Origin of the sequence: Bacillus sp. ISL-78 (assembly GCF_018613455.1) — a bacterium.
Classification (GTDB): domain Bacteria; phylum Bacillota; class Bacilli; order Bacillales; family DSM-1321; genus Peribacillus; species Peribacillus frigoritolerans.
Window position 1 is genome coordinate 59,244 of record NZ_JAGGQC010000026.1, and the last position, 19,705, is coordinate 78,948.

General features: G+C 42.9%; 21 protein-coding genes and 1 pseudogene. 3 read left to right on the plus strand and 19 right to left on the minus strand.

Annotation, left to right across the window (positions count from 1 at the left end):
* Window positions 1-221 precede the first annotated feature (221 nt).
* The 4 genes from J7I96_RS21155 to J7I96_RS21170 form a co-directional block, all read right to left on the minus strand.
* The gene (locus tag J7I96_RS21155; RefSeq protein ID WP_214924423.1) at window positions 222-1,460 is read right to left on the minus strand and encodes an Nramp family divalent metal transporter; all 1,239 of its coding nucleotides are present in this window, start codon (window positions 1,458-1,460) and stop codon (window positions 222-224) included.
* Between the two features lie 214 nt (window positions 1,461-1,674).
* A complete protein-coding gene (gene dat, locus J7I96_RS21160) occupies window positions 1,675-2,529 on the minus strand; it encodes a D-amino-acid transaminase (protein WP_214924426.1) in 855 nt (284 codons plus the stop codon).
* Window positions 2,530-2,550: 21 nt separating this feature from the next.
* Window positions 2,551-3,963 (minus strand): dipeptidase PepV, encoded by a 1,413-nt coding sequence (gene pepV, locus J7I96_RS21165; RefSeq protein WP_214770919.1) that lies wholly within the window; start codon window positions 3,961-3,963, stop codon window positions 2,551-2,553.
* A gap of 157 nt (window positions 3,964-4,120) precedes the next feature.
* Window positions 4,121-5,458, minus strand: a complete 1,338-nt coding sequence (locus tag J7I96_RS21170) for an MATE family efflux transporter (protein WP_214770918.1) — start codon at window positions 5,456-5,458, stop codon at window positions 4,121-4,123.
* A gap of 384 nt (window positions 5,459-5,842) precedes the next feature.
* Between J7I96_RS21170 and J7I96_RS21175 the strand changes: the two are divergent.
* Window positions 5,843-6,110, plus strand: a pseudogene (locus J7I96_RS21175) (SDR family NAD(P)-dependent oxidoreductase); the annotation flags it as partial.
* Window positions 6,111-6,196: 86 nt separating this feature from the next.
* Here J7I96_RS21175 and J7I96_RS21180 read toward each other — a convergent pair.
* The 9 genes from J7I96_RS21180 to J7I96_RS21215 form a co-directional block, all read right to left on the minus strand.
* Entirely contained in the window at window positions 6,197-6,682 is a 486-nt protein-coding gene (locus J7I96_RS21180; protein WP_034309313.1) for a DedA family protein, read from the minus strand.
* Window positions 6,683-6,929: 247 nt separating this feature from the next.
* A complete protein-coding gene (gene lepB, locus J7I96_RS21185) occupies window positions 6,930-7,481 on the minus strand; it encodes a signal peptidase I (protein WP_251029215.1) in 552 nt (183 codons plus the stop codon).
* A gap of 94 nt (window positions 7,482-7,575) precedes the next feature.
* Entirely contained in the window at window positions 7,576-7,722 is a 147-nt protein-coding gene (locus J7I96_RS21190) for a hypothetical protein (RefSeq protein WP_214924429.1), read from the minus strand.
* Window positions 7,719-7,958 (minus strand): DnaJ family domain-containing protein, encoded by a 240-nt coding sequence (locus tag J7I96_RS21195; protein WP_214924432.1) that lies wholly within the window; start codon window positions 7,956-7,958, stop codon window positions 7,719-7,721. The genes J7I96_RS21190 and J7I96_RS21195 overlap by 4 nt, the downstream gene beginning before the upstream one ends.
* Window positions 7,959-8,133: 175 nt before the next feature.
* Window positions 8,134-10,014 (minus strand): immunoglobulin-like domain-containing protein, encoded by a 1,881-nt coding sequence (locus J7I96_RS21200; protein ID WP_214924434.1) that lies wholly within the window; start codon window positions 10,012-10,014, stop codon window positions 8,134-8,136.
* A 178-nt stretch (window positions 10,015-10,192) separates the two neighbouring features.
* Window positions 10,193-10,603 (minus strand): DUF4064 domain-containing protein, encoded by a 411-nt coding sequence (locus J7I96_RS21205; RefSeq protein ID WP_214770898.1) that lies wholly within the window; start codon window positions 10,601-10,603, stop codon window positions 10,193-10,195.
* A gap of 183 nt (window positions 10,604-10,786) precedes the next feature.
* Complete coding sequence (locus tag J7I96_RS28465; RefSeq protein WP_285292104.1) at window positions 10,787-10,921, minus strand: hypothetical protein; 135 nt, start codon at window positions 10,919-10,921, stop codon at window positions 10,787-10,789.
* Between the two features lie 183 nt (window positions 10,922-11,104).
* Complete coding sequence (gene cobA / locus J7I96_RS21210; RefSeq protein ID WP_214924436.1) at window positions 11,105-12,550, minus strand: uroporphyrinogen-III C-methyltransferase; 1,446 nt, start codon at window positions 12,548-12,550, stop codon at window positions 11,105-11,107.
* A gap of 13 nt (window positions 12,551-12,563) precedes the next feature.
* Complete coding sequence (locus J7I96_RS21215) at window positions 12,564-13,379, minus strand: uroporphyrinogen-III synthase (RefSeq protein WP_214924437.1); 816 nt, start codon at window positions 13,377-13,379, stop codon at window positions 12,564-12,566.
* 142 nt (window positions 13,380-13,521) lie between these two features.
* Here J7I96_RS21215 and J7I96_RS21220 point away from each other — a divergent pair, with 142 nt between their 5' ends.
* Window positions 13,522-13,824 carry a hypothetical protein gene (locus J7I96_RS21220; RefSeq protein WP_214924439.1) on the plus strand — a complete coding sequence of 101 codons (303 nt, stop codon included), beginning with the start codon at window positions 13,522-13,524 and terminating at the stop codon, window positions 13,822-13,824.
* Here J7I96_RS21220 and J7I96_RS21225 read toward each other — a convergent pair.
* The 6 genes from J7I96_RS21225 to J7I96_RS21250 form a co-directional block, all read right to left on the minus strand.
* Window positions 13,821-14,168, minus strand: a complete 348-nt coding sequence (locus J7I96_RS21225) for a hypothetical protein (RefSeq protein WP_214924441.1) — start codon at window positions 14,166-14,168, stop codon at window positions 13,821-13,823. The two genes, J7I96_RS21220 and J7I96_RS21225, sit on opposite strands and share 4 nt — an antisense overlap.
* A 289-nt stretch (window positions 14,169-14,457) precedes the next feature.
* On the minus strand, window positions 14,458-15,168 hold the full coding sequence (locus J7I96_RS21230) for a DsbA family oxidoreductase (protein ID WP_214924443.1): 711 nt from the start codon (window positions 15,166-15,168) through the stop codon (window positions 14,458-14,460).
* Between the two features lie 74 nt (window positions 15,169-15,242).
* Entirely contained in the window at window positions 15,243-15,698 is a 456-nt protein-coding gene (locus J7I96_RS21235) for an RrF2 family transcriptional regulator (RefSeq protein WP_048685569.1), read from the minus strand.
* A 192-nt stretch (window positions 15,699-15,890) separates the two neighbouring features.
* Window positions 15,891-16,643, minus strand: a complete 753-nt coding sequence (locus J7I96_RS21240) for a TIGR03943 family putative permease subunit (protein WP_214924445.1) — start codon at window positions 16,641-16,643, stop codon at window positions 15,891-15,893.
* Window positions 16,643-17,653: a permease gene (locus J7I96_RS21245; RefSeq protein WP_214770882.1), complete on the minus strand. Its 1,011-nt coding sequence runs from the start codon at window positions 17,651-17,653 to the stop codon at window positions 16,643-16,645. The genes J7I96_RS21240 and J7I96_RS21245 overlap by 1 nt, the downstream gene beginning before the upstream one ends.
* A 117-nt stretch (window positions 17,654-17,770) precedes the next feature.
* Window positions 17,771-18,439 (minus strand): YdeI/OmpD-associated family protein, encoded by a 669-nt coding sequence (locus tag J7I96_RS21250; RefSeq protein ID WP_214924448.1) that lies wholly within the window; start codon window positions 18,437-18,439, stop codon window positions 17,771-17,773.
* Between the two features lie 636 nt (window positions 18,440-19,075).
* On the opposite strand from J7I96_RS21250, the gene J7I96_RS21255 reads away from it, so the two are divergent.
* The gene (locus tag J7I96_RS21255; RefSeq protein WP_214770878.1) at window positions 19,076-19,579 is read left to right on the plus strand and encodes a DinB family protein; all 504 of its coding nucleotides are present in this window, start codon (window positions 19,076-19,078) and stop codon (window positions 19,577-19,579) included.
* Window positions 19,580-19,705: the final 126 nt, after the last annotated feature.

Here is a 19,705-nt window from a genome sequence, read left to right on the forward strand (position 1 = left end):
CCTGTTTTCCCTTTAATTTTACCATAATTCCCATTGCCTATACCTTTTCCCGGGCTTCCTAATAATTACTCCCTCCACAGGAATATCCCTAATCTACCATCCTATGAATGAAGCCCCTGACGGATCATGCGCAGGTCCGGAATGTAGTTTTCAGGCTTGGTCGATTAACGAAAAAACAGCAAAAAAGGACCGAAAATCGGTCCTTGCCTGCCATTTCCATGTTAGCTGAACAGTGTTTCATAAAGCAGGAACAAGTTCAGTCCAATGATTAGTACAGCTATAAGCCAAGCGATGCTTGAGGTGATTTTATGGTTGACCAGGCTGCCCATGATTTTTTTATTGCTTGTAAACATGATCAATGGCACTAAGGCAAACGCGATGCCAAACGAGAGGACCACTTGGCTCATCACAAGCGCTTTGGATGGATTCACTCCCCATAATATTATGAGCAGGGGCGGGACGGTAGTAATGACCCTTCTTAAATAAATCGGAATATGTCTTTTAATGAATCCTTGCATGACAACATCACCTGTCATTACACCAACGGATGAGCTCGATAAACCGGCAAATAATAATCCTATTCCGAAGAACATCGCGACTGATGGTCCAAGCATGGCCCCGAATTGTTGATAGGCAACATCCAAGTCCTCCACCAGTGCTCCATTCTTATAAAATAGGGCAGCTGAAACTATTACCATGGCGGCATTGATTGCACCTGCAATTAACATGGCGATGACAATGTCAATTAGCTCAAAACGATAAATCCTTTTTCTTTCCAAATCGTTTACTCCGACTATCCTTCTTTGAGTCAAAGAGGAATGAAGGTATATCGCATGTGGCATAACGGTGGCTCCAAGCATACCGGCCGATAGTAAAATGCTGTCCACTCCCTCGAATTTTGGAGTGAAGAGTCCTAAAACAACGGCCGAAGTGTCAGGTTTTGCATAAAAAACTTGAGCGCCAAAAGCTATCACAACGACAAATATCATGACCGTGATCAGGGCTTCGAATGTCCGGTAACCCCTCCGCTGGATTTCCAGAATGGCAAAGGAACCAATCGCTGCAATGATTGCAGATGTGATTAACGGTAAGTCAAATAGTAAAAAAATCCCTAGTGCGGCTCCTATGAATTCAGCCAGGTCGGTAGCCATTATAACCGCTTCAGCCTGAATCCATAATAAGAAAGATGTTTTTTTCGAAAATTTTTCCCTGCATAGCTCAGGAAGGTTCTTTCCAGTGGCTATCCCCAATTTAGCTGATAGTGATTGGATTAGCACAGCCATTAAATTGGAGGCGAAGATAACCCATAATAGTGTATAGCCATATTTTGATCCGGCTGTAATATTGGTCGCATAATTCCCTGGATCAATATAGGCCACAGCTGCTATGAAGGCAGGCCCTAGATAGGGAAGCAGTTTTTTTATTCCTCTCGAAGAAGATTGATGCAACACATCGGACATATCTATGTCAACTCCTTTTTATACGCAACTTAAATTGTTGCAACAGGTAAACTTTTTAGGTTATTAGCAAGTATATTCCTGGTTTTTGAAAATGTCAAAAGAGAGGATTGCAAATCGATGTAATGAACGGATCGGGGGATTCGGGGAAGGCAATCTCGCTTCCGGCTAATCAGATAAAAAAACCCCTTGCCATTAGTGGCAAAGGGGCGTTTCTCTATTTAATGGAACCGCATTGCTTCTCGATTTCCTCGGAAAACAGTTTCTGCAGTCTTTGAGTTATCGGACCGGGTTCCCCGGCTGCAATCGATTGGCCATCGATATTAATGATGGGTGTCACTTCGACGCTAGTGCTTGTATAAAGAACTTCATCGGCTGCCATCATGTCCTCGACCGTGAAGGCCTCTTCGACATAGGGAATTCCATGATCTGTGCAAAGTTTCAGCATCACCTGACGGGTAATTCCATTAAGGATCAAGTTTGTGGCCGGATGCGTTTTAAGTTGGCCATCCACCACAATTGAGACATTTGACGAACTTCCCTCCGTCACCGTACCATCACGATGCTGGATCGCTTCTTCACAGCCGGCTTCCACCGCTTGCTGTTTAGCCATTATATTACCCAGTAGATTTAAACTCTTGATATTACAGCGCAGCCAGCGAATATCGTCGGTGGTAACAGCATTGACCCCTGGCTTAATTTTACCTGTATAAGGCATTTCCTTTGTATAGGCGACAAAGACCGGTTCCACCTCTGCAATTGGAAAAGAGTGTGTACGCGCAGATACTCCTCTTGTCAGCTGCATATAGACGATACCGTCCTTCAGTTGATTTTCAGCGATCAGCTCTTTCATGCGGGTTTTGATTTCCGCTATGGTAAAGGGAACTTTCATCTGAATCAACTTCGCACTGTCGATCAACCTGTTCAAATGCATGTCCCCCGCAAATAGTTCACCATTATAAACCCGGATGACTTCATAGACGCCATCACCGAATTGATATCCCCGGTCTTCAATATCTACCTTTACTTCGGACCTGCTTTTAAGGTCGCCGTTTAAAATGATTTTTCCCATGTCTTTCTCCCTCTTTGCCTCTTATTTAGCCAATTCATGAATGGCACGTGCATAAATGGACGTTGCCTTAAGCATATCCTCAATATCAATATATTCATCTTTCTGATGCGCAATGTCTTCGCTGCCTGGGAAAAGCGGGCCAAATGCAACGCCTTCTTTCAATGAACGGGCATATGTGCCGCCGCCAATCGAAAGAAGCTCGGCTTTATCACCTGTCTCCGCTTCGTACACTTCCTGCAACGTCTTGATCAAGAAGCTTTCACTGTCCACATAATGTGGAGTTGAATGCGAATTGGTCTTCACTTTCAAATTATATGCCGCAAGCTTTTCCTCCAGCGCCGCCTTTTGCTGTTCCCACTCAAACGTGACCGGATAACGCATGCTGAAACCGATCGAGCTGTCGCCTTGTTTAGAATAATTGAAAACGCCGGCATTGATCGTCAATTCCCCTGTTTGCTCATCCGAATAAGCTACACCTAAATTATTTCCGCGGGAATCTTCGAACAAACGATCCTTGATGAAAGTGAAGTAGGCTTTCGCATGCGGATCAAGAGTGAGATCAGCTAAAAATACGGCTAAATGCAGACCTGCATTTCTCCCGTTGTTCGGTTCCATCGCGTGTGCCGAGACACCATTCATTTCAAGCAGCACTTGATTTTTTTGCGGAACGGCTTGGCCCCCCAATGAATACTTTTGCAAATAATCTTGATAGTTTGCCGCCACTTCAGCAGGTTTGTCCGTTTCCACAATAGCCGTCGCAAAATCCGGTACCATATTCGTCCTTCGACCTGAAGAAAACTCGATGACATTCACGTCTGAGTTCGTGCCATTTCCTGCATCGGCAGGATGGATAACCGAGAAATCCCAGATTCCTTTTTCCGCACTGATGATCGGGAAGTCAGCATCTGGTGCGAAGCCGATCGAAGGCATTTCCTCCACTTCAAAGTACCGGTCAACGCAGCGCCAGTTCGATTCTTCATCGGTTCCAATGATCATCCTCACACGTTTGTTCAAAGGTTCTCCCAGCTCCCGGACCAGCTTCATCGCATGATAGGCAGCCATCGTCGGCCCTTTATCATCGATTGCCCCACGGGCATATATGCGGCCATTGCGGATTTCAGCGCCAAACGGATCCGAACTCCAGCCATCGCCCTCGGGTACCACGTCGACATGGCATAATATCCCGATTAACTCGTCGCCTTCCCCCATTTCGATATGACCAGCGACATTATCGACATTTTTCACAGTAAAACCATCTTTTTCTCCTAATTGAAGCATGAAATCAAGCGCTTCCTTCACCCCTTTACCGAATGGTGCCTCCTCTGTCGGGTGTTCTTCATCAAGTACACTTTTTATTTTCAATAAGTTTTGTGTGTCCAGCAATAAGTCCATTTTCCGTTTTTCAACTTCTTCTCGCCAATTCAATTCACTCAAAATATGACAACTCCTCTTTTATATATATATTTTTCATTTTATCACTATTCCTACCACATTCGCCAAGCCTTGCTACCTATTCTTCGTATTCCCGCATTATTGCTAACATCAAACTACCGATAAAATTCCTTAAAAAATAAAAAAACACCCTCTTTTTTTAAAAAGAGGATGATTTCATCAGACTATCGTCATTCATTAACACTGTTATTTTTCTGTTCAGTCTTGGGATATATAATGCTAAAAACAAAGAACGTCCTAAACTGAAAGCCAGGAATGCAAGCCATAAACCATGATTGCCATGATTGCTGACCGCTGCAAATTGGACTATTAGAAAAGCCATTAATGCCAGAAGCATCGAGTTCCTTACTGGAACGGCTTCAGTCGCACCGGTGAACACTCCATAAAAAACGAGGCCGATAAAGGCACTGAATGGGAATAGGACTATCCAAAGTCCATATTCATGGGCCAATTCGATGACGCCGGGAATATCCGTGAATAGGAGAATGACCTCATCGCTGAAAAGATAGTAAGATGCGGCAAGTATGAACGAGACATACAAGCCCCACCGCGCCGATAGTGAGAGTGTTTTTTTATAAAGGTTTATATCTCTCGAACCAATCGCCTTCCCGACCAGAAGACTTGACGCGTTCGCGAAGCCATCAAAGCAATAGGCCATCAGATAATGGATTTGAATGAGTACGGCATTGGCCGCCAGGGTCTCTGTCCCGAAAGTCGCTCCCTTGGCCGTAAAAAGATTGAAAACCGTGATCAGGCAAATGGTCCTGATGAATAAATCCCTGTTGACCACCATCATTTTTTTCAAGGAAGCCCGATCGAACCCCTCCCGGAATGAAAAAGAATCCGGTACGTTAACCGCTTTCCGGATGACCCACAAGCCCAGTAAAAAAGCGGATATCTCTGATATCAGTGTAGCGGCAGCAACCCCTGATACAGACCATGAAAAGCCATTAACGAAAACGAGGCATAAAATTATATTCATCACGTTCATGAAAACTTGAATGAACAAAGATGTTTTTATCCTCGATTTCCCCATTAACCAGCCTAAGATGACATAATTCAATAGAGCAAATGGTGCGCCCCATATCCTGATGCCGAAATAATCTGCGGCAAAGGCGGAAACGTCCGATTCCGGGCCGATTGCGCCTAACGATACATTCAAAATGGGCTTTTGGATCACGATAAAAAGCAGACCGATGATCGCTGCAATGAAAAAAGGCCGAATCAAGGCCATCAGGGTTTGCTTTTCATCCCTTGCCCCTACCGCTTGTGCAGCGAAGGCAGATGTACTGACCCGGAGAAAACCAAAAAGCCAATACATCGTATTAAAAATTATCGTTCCGACAGCCACCCCGCCAATATAAGCGGGATCACTCAACTTTCCAACCACAGCCGTATCGACCGCACCAAGCAAGGGCGTACTCATCGTCGAAATCGTAAGCGGGATGGCCAAGGAAAGATATGCTCTGTTATTCATAAAATGATGACCTCCTATGTACATGAAAGTTCTGAAAAGTTAAAATTGGAATGCCGTTATAAAACTTTGATTAAGTGTACAAAAAGATAGCAGTATTCAATTTTAATCACTAGAATTGTTCTTATGGTGCCCCCCCAGCGAGATGCCTCTACAAGATTACTTGTGGATCGTTTTAAATAGAACGGGTAAAAGCCATTAGATATGAATAATTTACGTTTCAAAATTTGAAGATTGAAAGATTGATATCGCTTTCAACCCGCAGGAGTTATGGCGATTCCACTTTTCCCCAGCAAGAAACAGGCATTCCCAAGCCGGAAAATAAAATGCTTGACGGATTCTTGAAGGAGTTAAACTATTGCTCGTTAATCATATAACTTTTGAACTTCAAAAGGTGCGTGCAAGGCTGCCGCAACACGACATGGCCGCATGGGCGTCCGTGTCAATGCCGTATTCCCTGGTATCATCGAAACACCGATGACCCAAAAATCAGAAGAATCAAAAGAGTTAGTGAACTAAATGCAAGGCCACTCCATTACAACGTTTGGGTCAGCCGGCGGATATTGCAAATGCCGTGCTTTATCTAGCATCCAATGAAGCTTCATACGTAACTGGTGCCGAGCTTGTCATCGACGGCGGATACTCCTCTCAATAATTAAAGCGGAAATGGAAAATCCCGTTTCCAATACTCAGAAACGGGATTTTCTGATTCAATAAAAAAATTTGGTAAGTTGTAATGAGTTAAGTTAACACACCGATGAAATAGCCAAAAGTCGTAAATACCAAACACCAGCTGAATGCCCCTGCTCCTGCAAAGATAAAATACTTTCGTTTCCCCATTCCATTCATACCGGAAATGTAACTGGCGAAGTGACGGACTCCTGGAATGAAATAGGCGATGATAATCGTCCATGGACCGTATTTATTGAACCATTTCTCCAATTTTTCCAACCTCGCGGGGGTCATTTTGATCCACTTACCATGCTTCCTCAAAAAAGGCTTCCCCACCTTTTTTCCGATGAAATAACTGACAAGCATCCCGGATATCGAGCCAAGGAAACTGACAAGGAATGCTCCCTGGACATTCAAAACGGAAATGGATGATAAATAGCCGACAAAAGTCATCATGAACTCATCGGGTACCGGCAAGCCAATAATCCCAATCGCCAGCAATCCATATATCGCAAAATAACCATAGTTTGATATTAAATCTTTTACTATATCCATCTAAAGTACTCCATCTCAGCACCCTTTATTAAAGTAATCCATTTTCTTATGCGGGCCTGGGTAACGTGATTACTTCTTTTTAATAGGATAACCTAATTTAACCCAGATGAGTTGATTTTCAAAAAAAAAATAGAAAAAAAAGAAGAATGGACACGTTTTTTGTTGAAATACCTGTATGACAGTTTCCTCATTAAGGATGAAAATCGGCAACAATAAAAGCGGACTCGATACCTGAGTCCGCTTCTTCTTATTTCACAATCTTTATTTCATTGATCGGCCAATACACTAGATTCGCCTTGCCCACGATTTCATCGACGGAAATCGTGCCAATTTCACGGCTATCCAAACTATTTTGGCGATTGTCCCCCATAAGGAACAACTGGTCTTCCGGCACTGTCATGCTGCCTGTAATATCTTCGAGCTTGAAGGATTCAGTCAGCGGCACTCCTGATGTCATCTGATTCTTATATTTGTCCAAGTATGGTTCTTCATAAGCTTTCCCATTAATATAAAGCGTATCGTCTTTATATTCAATATGGTCACCTGGCAGACCGATAACCCTTTTTATATAATCTTTATCTACCGTTGCATGAAAAACGACAATATCAAACCGGTCTATATTATCGATATCCGTTCCAAACTTGGTAAGAACAATTCTTTCGTGGTCTTGCAGAGTCGGCATCATTGACTCACCGTCCACGACAATCGGTGCAAAAATATACGTTCGAATTAAAAAAGCTAGAATGACTGCAATCAATATCGCTTTTATCCATGAAAAAACTTCTTTTCTTTTTTCCAATCGAAGTCCCTCTCTCTGTTTTTTATTCATGCCATTATAACATAATCCTTTCATGATCACGTCATACAAACACCCACATTTTACACATTATCATTTACTTCCATTTTTCATACTGGATTTCGATGCTTTCCATCACTATTTCCCTCCGCTGCATTTTGGTTGGACAAATCGCATCATATGTACGGACTTTCTCATTTATTTCACCCATTCGTTTCATTAATTCAGATTCAGTTCCATTCATTTTTTCAATCGAACCAATTCGGCTAGCTCTTCGCGAATTTCTTTTTGCCATTTTATCCAAAGCGGAAGGAAGCCGGCATCCTTGGCCTTCGTCAAGAAGTTGTCATATATATTTCCCGACAGCGCCGACTCCGGAAGCGGTTTACCAAAGCCAGGATTATTCTTCAGCTCGCCTTCTCTTTCATATTCCTTAAAAATTTGATCCATCCAGTTCACATGCCCGTGTTCTTTGCCCATAAACAATCCCCCTTCAGATCACTATCATTACATGTTTTTACAATTATAACATTTTTATCAATACCCACTCCACCCTTGAGGACACTTTCTACTATTATATATGCCTATCTTTCAGACAAACACATTCAGACATCAAAAAAAGGATTCCCCTATTCAGGGAATCCTTGTTGGCCTTCTATTTAACGGTGATTTTCCTTTTTACTTCCGCCTTATTCTTCGATTTATCCGTAACTGTGTAAGTCAATGTATAGGTGCCTTTTTTCTTCGTATTCACAGTCCCTGTTATGTTGATCTTACTTGTTAAGCTTCCATCAAGATTATCTTTTGCGGATACACCTGATTTAGGATTGAATGTCGAGTTATAGGCAATGGTTTTGCTCTTGGCACCGGAAATGACCGGCTTTGTGCTGTCTACCGTGATCTTTCTTGTGACTGTTGCAGTATTTTTCGATGAATCGGTGATTGTATACTTTAATGTATACGTACCTTTTTTCTTTGTATTCACCGTACCTGTCACCTTTATTTTACTTGTCATGTTGCCATCCAGGTTATCTTTCGCAGATACGCCCGATTTAGGGCTGAATGTCGAATAATAGCCAACGGTTTTACTATTGGCTCCCGAGATGACTGGCTTGGTGCCATCTATCGTGATCTTTCTTGTGACTGTCGCCACATTTTTCGATGAATCTGTGACCGTATACTTCAATATATAGGTCCCCTTTTTCTTCGTATTGACTGTACCCGTCACTTTGATTTTACTAGTCAAATTTCCATCGGCATTATCCTTTGCACTCACGTTTGTTTTTGGATTGAATGAAGAATTAAGTTTGATGGTTTTGTTCCCGGCACCTGAAATGACAGGCGTGACTTGATCATAAACGGTTATTTTCCTTGTGACCTTGGAAACATTCCCAGCTTTGTCAGCTACCGTATAAGTCAAATTATAGGTGCCCACTTTGTTGGTATCGACCTTACCTTCAACTCGGATGACATTCGTTAAGTCACCATCTTTATCATCCTTCGCCTTTACGCCGGTTTTAGGATTGAAAGTTGAGTTGATTGGAATTGCTTTACCGGCAGTCCCTGAAATCACAGGCTTATTCGTATCCTTGACAATCGATGGCCGATTGGAGATGTAAGCTGATGAAACATACCCCTTAATACTCTTGTCTTCCGTTTGTACGGGGTAAAAGACAAATTTATTTCCCTTAGATTCGTGATAGTCAAAATCCCCTGTGATGATCAAGCTTTTATTTGGCGGAACAGTTACTGCACCTGCCGTAGTGCTTATATCTTTCCTGATATTCGCGCTCGATGTCGTCACCACTTTGTCTCCTGCCCTGAACCAATAAACAGAGTCATGCGTTGGATCTGTCAGGGTGTATTCAAGATTTTTAAAGACGATATTTTCCGTGCTGTCCCGATCATATTGAAAGTCAGAAGTTTTGAATGGATATTTTGCCAGTTTCGTATCATTCAAATAACTTTGGTTCTCTATCTCAGCAAAAACTTCCTCTTGGTACGCATTCACATTCATTTTCCCGTTTTCCTGGTAAAGAGGACTGTTCACCGGTTTTGTCCCATTGTAAGCCATGACAGGGAAATACCAATTTTCGATGACCCTGCGCCCTGCACCTTTGATCTTGGGTAAATCCCTTCTTGAATACATGCCACTCAGTACCTCGACGCCAGCCCCGATATTGTAGACCATATCATTTTCCAGCTTTTTCTGGTCATACCCACTTTTATTGGTAAGCTGCATTAGACCGATGCCGCCATCGCCGGATATAATCGGTTTACCGTCCTCATTAAATTGCCTCCAATCCCCGTTTTCCTGCGTAGCCACCGCTTTTACCACTTCAGGGGGGATTTCAGCCTCTATTGCCGCATTCGTCAGTAAGCAGTTGATCTGCTTATGAGAAGGATTTACATTTGATTGAATCTCACCGAATGATGAACACGCATTGATTATTCCAGACTCCGCAAAAGCGTGTCCATTGAACAAACCGAGTGTTAAACAGGTCAGTGCCCCAATCTTCATTAAAGGTATCTTCATCGATCGAACTCCAGTCTATTTATATTTGAATCTATAATAATAGTAACATGATAGACTGGTGATTTCAGGTATAATAGGGTATTTCCTCCTAAAATATCCTTACGGCATAAAAGGAGCTTACCCGGATTATCGGAAAAGCTCCTTTGTTTTCAATCACAAAACTATGTATGATGCCGGATCATTCGATCACTTCCACCGTTTCCCTCGGCTTCCTTACAAGGCACATGATACCCGGTATGATGAAGAAGATAAGCGGCCAAACATGAAAGATCGTCAGAATGCCCGTAATGATCAATAAGATTCCGGCTCCCTTCGCCTTGCCGCCCTTTAATAGAAAGATAGCGATCAAACCGCCTGCCAGGGCAATGAACAGCGATATGATCCCCACCCAAAGCATGCCCATGAATAACTTGATTGACATATCTACCTCAGACGAGGAAAACTCAGAATCTGTCATTAATGAGTAGTCCATCATTTCTTTCAAATCGATACTGTTGAGATAAACGGCCGCTATGATCGTCACGATTAAAAAAATCGCGGCGATACTCACGCCTATGATACTTAATGCGTATTCCCATGTCCGTTTCATTTACTTCGCCTCCCTGGAAAAGTCACATATATATAATACCTAATCTGTGAAGGAATAAAAGACTTTTATTCCTTACTCCTCAAAATTGAGTGTCCATTTGGTGAATTCGTCCAATTCCGTTTAATGCCCACCCCTGCCTCGCCTTCATTCATCCTTCTTTTTCAATCGTTCATGTAATTCATCTCATTTATTATCCAGGTTATTCATTTTTGTCATATGCTTTATAAAGAAACGGACCGCCTTCACAACCATAACGAATAACAGAACAAGGAGGGCAAGGTAGAAAAATTGCCATAAAATATCGCCAATATTAAACATGAAGTCACCTCCTGCCTTTGAATGAATTCCGGCCAATAAAAGCAGTAAGTGAGGGCTTTTCATACTCCGTGATGTTCCGTAATTAAATGATAACACGATTGGCACTAACACTGAACGCCAACAATATATAGAAGGTGAACAACGAAGCCTTCCAAAGGAAATAGACTCTGTTTTTATCAGAGCCTAAAAAATATTCCTATTCACGATCAAATCCACCAATTGTTCGACAGACGGTTCTTTCGGCATCATATCAGATGTAAATCCATAGTCTTGAAGTCTATTGCCGGTACTTTCCCCGATCACCCCGATGGAGGCTTGTTTTAGCAGCGCTTCAACATCCACGTTTGCCTTGTTCCCATATTGCATCAGCATATCGACTGAATGCCGATTTGAAAATAATACCGTTCCTACAGCTTTCCCATCAAGCATTCTCGGAAAGATTTCAAGAAATCTTTCATCGACAAATTTAGCGATTGTTTGAATATAGTCTCCGTCCCCGTGTGCAGGATCTCTAAATTCCCTGTCTCGATCCCCAACAACTAACAGTGTTCCGGCTTCCGGCATCCCGGATTTGAGCTCGGCCGTCAGACCCCGTTGCTGCAAAGCCTTTTTCGATTTCCTTGATAACACATATAGTTTAGAAGAAATCCGGCGGAAATCAATAGCTTGTTCAGTGAGTGAATCCAAGAATCCATGGACACTTTCAGGCGAAGTGAAGAGAATTCGATCATATGAAAGAAAAGCGAGCAGCTGACTTTCTTCTATTTTCACTTTTGCCGCATTCCATTTAGGAAACTCGATGACTTCGCCGCCAAGTTCATACAGGGCTTCCGCCAGAGCACTTTTTGCCGTCCCCGTCCGGGCAACTAAAAACCGTTGTCCATAAAGCGGCTTCCTTTCGAACCATTGCAGTTTTCCCCTTAGTGAAATGATATCCCCGACCAAGGTGATTGCAGGATTGCCAAGCGACCTTCCACTTACCCGTTCGACGATATCATCCAAGGTCGCCTCGACACTTTCCTGTCTTCCATAAGTGCCCCATTGAATGACGAGTGCCGGTGTATTCCCCGGCTTTCCATGATTGATCAAATTTTCGCGGATAGACGGAAGGTTGGCTACACCCATATAAAAGGCAACCGCATCTATACTCACAAGCCCATTCCAATCTATATCCTTCTTCGTTTGGTCATGGCCCGTCACCATCGCAAAAGAACGTCCGTAATCCCGATGTGTGACGGGGACTCCTGCGTACATGGATGCAGCAATGCTGGACGTAACCCCAGGAATGACTTCGAATGGGATTCCCTCATCTTTCAACGATTCCGCTTCCTCCCCGACTCTTCCAAAAACGGCAGGATCACCGCCTTTCAAACGGACGACCCGATGCCCTTCCAGTGCTTTGGAAACAAGCAGCTCATTGATTTCCCCTTGGCTGTTGCCAGTAGTATAAGGTGTCTTGCCACAATATATCAATTCACAATCGAAGGCGGCAGCCTCCAACAGCTTGGGATTTAGCAATCTATCATATAAAATGACATCCGCTTTTTCAATCGCTTTTTGGCCTTTTACGGTAATCAGGCCTTCATCACCCGGACCTGCACCAACAAAATAAACCTTGCCCTTGGTCATGCCGCACTCACCCCTATCTGCTTGCCATTCCCTGATAATATTTCACCAGCTCCACCATTGCACTGCCCATCCGTTGATCTTCAGGATATATGACCCGATCGATCCCTTCATCGATCACCACCTGCGCCGTTACCTTTCCGACCGCAAGAGCAATTACATCTGATGCAAACAGGCCGACTATCTTATCCTCCACGCCTTGTTCACGGACAAATCTCATTAAATTTCGCGGCTGGGGTGCACTCGTGAACACAACCGAATCGATTTTGCCTTCAAGGATTTCTTGGATCAGCTGCTGCATCGTTTCTTTTTCAGGCGCTATATGTTCATATGGCAGGATTTCTTTATGTTCCACTTTTTGTTCATCCAGCCAATTCATCAAAAGAGGCGCCGGATCGCCGTGAAGCTGCAAAGCGACCTTTACACCTCCAAGCAGATGGCCTTCCAGATTGCGAACAAGCCCTGCCGTACTGCCATCATCATCACGGATTAATGGCTGCAGGCCAAGCTTTTTCAGCATATTAACCGTTTTATAGCCCCTAGCTGCAATTTTCATAGACTGCAAAGCCTCTATGAAACGATCTCCCGCTTCCATCTTCACTGCCGTTTTATATAATAATTCCGTTCCCACTCCCGTCGTGAGAATGATCCAATCGAACTCCCCTGCCATCAACCGGGTGACATCCTCTTCCAAATGGGAATCATCAAGGAAAACCGTCCCCTGTGCCGGGCGAACAACCGGGACTCCCCCAAGATTTTGAACGATTTTACTAAGTTCTTCCGTCTTCCGCGCCCCCAATAAAGCAACGGTCCTGCCATCAAGCTTACTCATCCATGCCCCTCCTATATGTACATTCAATTAAATCCATCTCACCCATTATACAAATTTTCAGTCTTTGAAACTATAAAAAACGGATTCCATATCAAAAACAACGCTTTTTCTTTCTTTTATCTTATATGAATTCAGCGGAAAGATGGAAGAGCAGCATTTTGCTTTTCATAAGTCCCGCGCTCATGGGTTTGGAGCAAATAATCGTGAGTTTGGGGCTTTTACTCATGAGATTGGAGCAAATAATCGTGAGTTTCGAGCTTTTACTCGTCAGTTTTCGGCTTTTACTCGTGAGTTTCGAGCTTTTACTCGTCAGTTTCTAGTAAATACTCGTGAGTTTCCAAAAAAGCAAAACATGGCCTGCTTCAATTCCCTCATCTATCTTTTCAGTCAATACAAAAAAGCTGCCTTCAGGACAGCGATTTTCAACGATTTAACTTTTTGTTAATTCTTATTTATCGCCCTTTGGGCAATATGCTCCTGTTCCTTTTTTACAAAAACATCATATTGAGTGGTTTCATGACGATTCTGGAAGTTTTCAGTGCCTAAATTCATAGGCGTTTTCGTTTTGTAGGGTATCCCTTCCCTTTCCAATTTCGCAACCGCCTTATAATAATTTTCATTCCCGAATGCTGTATAAATACATGTCCAATATTTATAGGAAATTAGTTTGGCAATTACTGCACATGCAATCACGAAGACTAGTATTCCAATCATTATATACAACTTTAACTCCCTTTCATTTCGGACTTTTTTTGGAAAAGCCATCCTGTACACTATATTCTTTGCCATACATGACATTTCCTTTTTAAGAAAGGCTGTTTTCACATACTTTGTTGCTATTTACCAAATAGTGAGGTGTGGTTGATTTCCCCTCCAGATGCTCGCTTTCCGCGGGGCGGGCGGTGAGCCTCCTCGGCGTAAACACCTGTGGATCTCACCTGTCCCGCTGCTCCCGCAGGAGTCTCGCACTTCCGCTCCAATCAACCTTAAATGGTTTCGTTTTAAAAACAACAATCTTTACGAAAAGAGCCTTAAGAAGAAAAAGGAGACCCCAGTTTGGGGCCTCCTTCTTCACCTTCTATTTTTCCTTTACGTTACAAGAACCGTCCGTACAAGCGTCGCCTGTTGCTGGATCATTCACGATCGTAAGCGGATTTTCCTCAGCCCATACTTTTTTTAGCGTATCGAGGAATGCTTCCGTTGGCTGGGCGCCGGAGATTCCATATTTCCGATTAATGACGAAGAATGGGACTCCTGTAATGCCAAGCAGGCTTCCTTCTTGCTCATTTCCCCTAACCTCTGCCGTGAATGCCGTTCCTGTCAGCATGGACTCCGTCTCGGACTTTTCAAGGCCAACCTCTTCAGCCAAACTTGCCAATGTAGCGTGATCGCCAATATGTTTGCCTTCCGTAAAGTAAGCTTTAAATAGGCGTTCATTCATTTCTTTCTCTTTACCTTTTGATGCAGCAAAGTGCATCAAGCGGTGGGCATCGAACGAATTCGTTAAGACCACTTTGTCCAAGTGATAATCGAGTCCCAATTCTTTAGCCTGTTGAGTCAGGTTTTGGCTGTTCGCTTCCAGCTGTGCTTGAGACATACCGTATTTCTTGGCCAGCATTTCATTTTGAGTCATATTGATATCCCGCTCAGCCTCTGGGTTCAACTCAAAACTGCGAAAGGAGACCTCTACCTGATCTTTATTTTCAAACTGCCTTAAAGCCTCTTCGAACCGGCGCTTACCTATATAACAGAACGGACATTGATAATCCGACCAAATTTCCACTTTCATGTAAATACCTCCTCATTTCAAATGCAATCGCATTAAGCACATTATATAATCCTGGGTACCCTCTTGCAAGGATATTAGCCCAGACACTCATTTTCAAAATTGGTGAAATCGACTTTTTTCATGAATTCTTCCAATGTATAGCCCTTTAGCAGGCGCAATGTTTCCTTTTCGGCTTCGTTCATGATTTCCTCCAAAGCCGTATCCAGCTGTTTCCCGACCTCACCGCATTCGCTCGTTTCCATACAAACGAGACATTCGGGCCGTACCGCTTGATACACATCCGCCAAAGTAAGCTGAGAGGCAGGCACCTTCAGACTATAACCGCCTTCCCGTCCTTCCTTTGTTTCGACGATCCCCGCAGCTGCAAGCTGTGCCATCACCCTTCTTAAAAAAGTGGCGTGTGACTTCACCTTTAAGGCGATTGCCGAACTTGTCAGGAGCTTTTCGCTTTGTGCGAGCCAAACCAAAGAGTGAACGGCAATGGCAAACCGCGGCGGTCCAATTTGATTGTTTCGATTACTTGAAGACAAGATTATCCCCCCTTACACTCTTATCCATGGTAAGGCCATTATACTATGTTACGTGCTCCCGAACAAATGCGCCGTTTCTCGATTTTCCGCCCGCAGCGCACGATTTTACGTACGTTTCCGGTTTCCGCAAAATAAAATCCCCCTTTCGGCACCAAAACCCGGCAAAACATCCTTTTACCGGGTTTTCCAATTCTACTGAATGATTTGTACATTTTCATATAAATAAGCTTCTTCCGGTGCCTTTATTTTCTTCGACTCCTTTAAATCGATCACCGGTACGGGTTCCCCTTTATAGCTACCTTTTTTCAATGTCCCTGTAATCGTATACCAATCATTCGTCTTCATTCCTTCCACGTTCCCGTTGACCATATACCCGTATAACGTCGCATCGACCACACAGCAGGACATGGAGAGGCGGGAGATGGCCATTTGTTTTTTCGTAAATGTATCCTCACGGTATATGAACCCCGAAATCTCTATTTCCTTCCCCTCGATCGTATCGAGGTTGTTCAGTAAATCATCCAGTACTTCAAAATAATTATCATCGGTTACGGAGATTTTCTCCCCATTCGCATGTTTCCCTGAATCATATGAACTTACCATCTGTGCCTGCTGCTTCGCCATCCCCCTTTTCGCCAGCACTTCCCCGCTCAATGTAAAATCGGTCAGGATGAAGCCCAGGAGAATCGGAAGGAAGAACAAACTATATTTCAGGACCGAAGACTCCCCATTCGATCCGCAATCACAATGTTGTTCACCCTGCTTTTGTTTTTTCATTCGGAGAAAGCTGATCAATAAAAAAGCGAAAAGTGCCGCCAATGCATATGGGACCATCTTGGGTGCAATCAATTTCGTTAAATATCCTGAAACATACAATTTAAAGATCATGAGGCCCAATCCCAGCAGCAGCAATCCTTCAAGTCTTTGGATAAAATAACGTTTCATCAGAAGACCCCCTTACTGATCAACTTGCCTGCAATCAGGCAGAGGCTGAAGACGACTGCGAAGATAAGCAGGACATACGTGACGACGAAGCTCCGTTTAAAACAGGACATCATGATCAAAACATTTTTCAGATCCAGCATGGGACCAAATACAAGGAATCCCAGTATGGAGCCTGGCAGAAAACTATGGGAAAAGGAGGCCGCAACGAATGCATCAGCTGATGAACAGAGTGAAAGCACAAACGCAATTCCCATCATCAACGCCGTGCCTTTTATTGGCGCCTGACCAATATCGGCCATTACCGACCGATCCAGGAATACCTGAAATACACTGGCAAACAAGGCCCCGATGATAAAGTATCGGCCGACCATAAAAAACTCCTGCGAAGTATGATCAATGAAGCTTGTCCATTTACTGGACTGAATATCATGTTCATGCCCTTGTACCAGTTCCAGCTTGTCCTCTTTCACCACATCTTTTGTGCTGAATATATGAATGAATAAACCGGCGATTATGGCCGTCAGGACACAAAGGATGATTCTTCCATATAGAATGGACGGATTATTTTGGAATGCATAATAAGTTGAGCCAAACACGATGACATTCAATATTGGGGCTGTTACGAGCAAGACCACACCTGCATGGACCGGGACACCCTTTTGAATCAATCTCCGGACGACCGGGATGATTGCACATTCGCAAACCGGAATGATCAGCGCCGCCGCAATCGCGGCAAAAATGGCCGTCAGGGGTCTTTTGGGTATCATCCGCTGAATGATTTCTTCACTGATGAACAACTGGATGAATGATGAAGCAATGGCCCCCAGGAACAGGAAAGGAATCGATTCTAAAAACAATCCCAAAAACACGACGAACACAGAGTGAAGCATCGGGTAGTCGGAGAAATCAATCGCTTTGGGAATGAACACATCGCCTAGAAAAAAGAATGCCAGCAGCAAAAACAGCAGAATCAATAACAGCAAATTTCCCGTGTAACGTTTCAAAAGCATATTTAACCACCTCACAAATCATAATTATTACGATTTAAGTTTGGATTCGGTCTAGTATATGCTTTTGATAGGATTAACAGTACAGAAAAAAAAGAGAATGGAAGACATTTCCCACCCTCATTTATTCCTTCGATATAGATCCCTGCTCTTGTAACCTTCTCCTAAAATCGTTTTCATTTCCTGGCGCCGTTTCACTTGTGTCGCCTCTTGTTTTGCACTATACACATAACGGGCCCAATCCTTGCGATACCCTGGCGTAAGTGATTGATAGAACGCAAGCAAATCAGGGGAATCCTGCAAATCCTTCTCAATTTCAGAAATCATGCCGATATAATCATCTACTGATTGGCTTGCTTTGGTAGATGGACGGTTTCTATTTTTTGAATCTTCTTTCAGTCCGACTACCGTAAAGACATCATCCAACCCAACCATACGCGCAAACTTCAGGTCACTCGAGCCAACATACCCTTCATCATCCGCATCAAGGCCCTGCATCAGATCATCACGATGAATATATGAAGCATATTCTTTATTCCCCTTCTTCGGGTACGCCAAATAAATATAGCCATTTTTACTCAAATGTTTCTTCCCGATCACCTTATCCACGATTCTCTTTAAGGAATCCATATCCAATACAAAGGCAAATATAAGATCATAGGCACTTTCATTAAGCCTTGTATCGTAATCCGGCAGCTCTGCTAAATAATCCGCCCCGGCAGGCTGATTCAGGACTGCCACCCGTTCATATTTATGTAAATTCAGTTTTTCAACTATTGTTTTAGCCATTGCATTCACCATCCAATCCTGGTTGATTTTTTTACCTTCAGTTTATAAGCTTCCCATTGCGTTAGCAACTTTTCTCTAGATAATATAAAAAGTCAAAAGTCCCTGTGGAAAACTTCCGTCTTTTTCATATAATCATTTCTAGGAAAATATTAACTGTGCTATAATTCAGATATAATAAATTCCGATGCTCCGGCTTCCTTGGATTCTTTTCCCTTTGAATGCCAGCTTCATTTTTCGGTTCATTAGCGGAGGCCCTTGATGCAACATACTAAGCAGGCATAAACTCAACTTTTTTGCATAGGCATGATAGGGTATCAAAGCTCCGGATAAAATGTAGTCCCTGGAAATACAGAACTGACTTCAGCTCTGCATTTCTTCCTCAAAATTATGAATACCAATGAAGCATGCCTTTTCGTTGTACTATAAGAGGTATCTTTTTACACTCTTCATTAAATCGAAACCATGCTTTTAAAACATAGTGTCACACTCCTTCATTCATCATGAATCCACTTTAATTCAGGTGTTTTCTCCGTAGTTTTTATGCATTCTTTATGCAATCAGATATCCCTTTGGTTTTTCCTATTTCAAAAAATTCAGTGATGCTTTCATATGGGGTGTCACAAAAGGGGAGTTCTCATGAATTATATCGAGTATGATTTGCTATTTGAATCAAGAAAACAATTAATTGAGGAAATTACGGAGTTGGATGAAAAAACGCTCCACCATAAGCCTGTGCCTGAAGTATGGAACATCGCCCAAATTTGCCATCATTTATATCTTACGGAACAGGTTTTTACAGAAGTTATAGCAAATGGCATTCGGGAAAGGGATTTTAATAATATCATTCAAAAAAACATATACTTCGTTACTGATAGAACAAGGAAATTCTCATCCCCTGAGGTCATTTCACCCTCTTCAACCCCATTTCAATTATCGAGCCTCGTGGATTTGCTGGCAGAATCAAGGGATCGATTATTACAGGTTCTTTATGATATGGATTCAGGTATCTTGTTAAATAGAAAGAAAGCCAAACATCCCCTGTTCGGGGACCTCTCATTGGATCAATGGATTGAGTTATTATCCTTACATGAACAAAGGCATATCAAACAGATTCAAGAAATAAAGTCCTCCCTTATATAAGCCTTCATGACAATGACACCAGACAGCCATTTTCAAACAAAATAAAGAGACCACGTCATTTGTGGTCTTTTTTCATGCATGCTATGAAATTAACGTGACTGTTGGGGGCTGCACCAAGTTGATGGA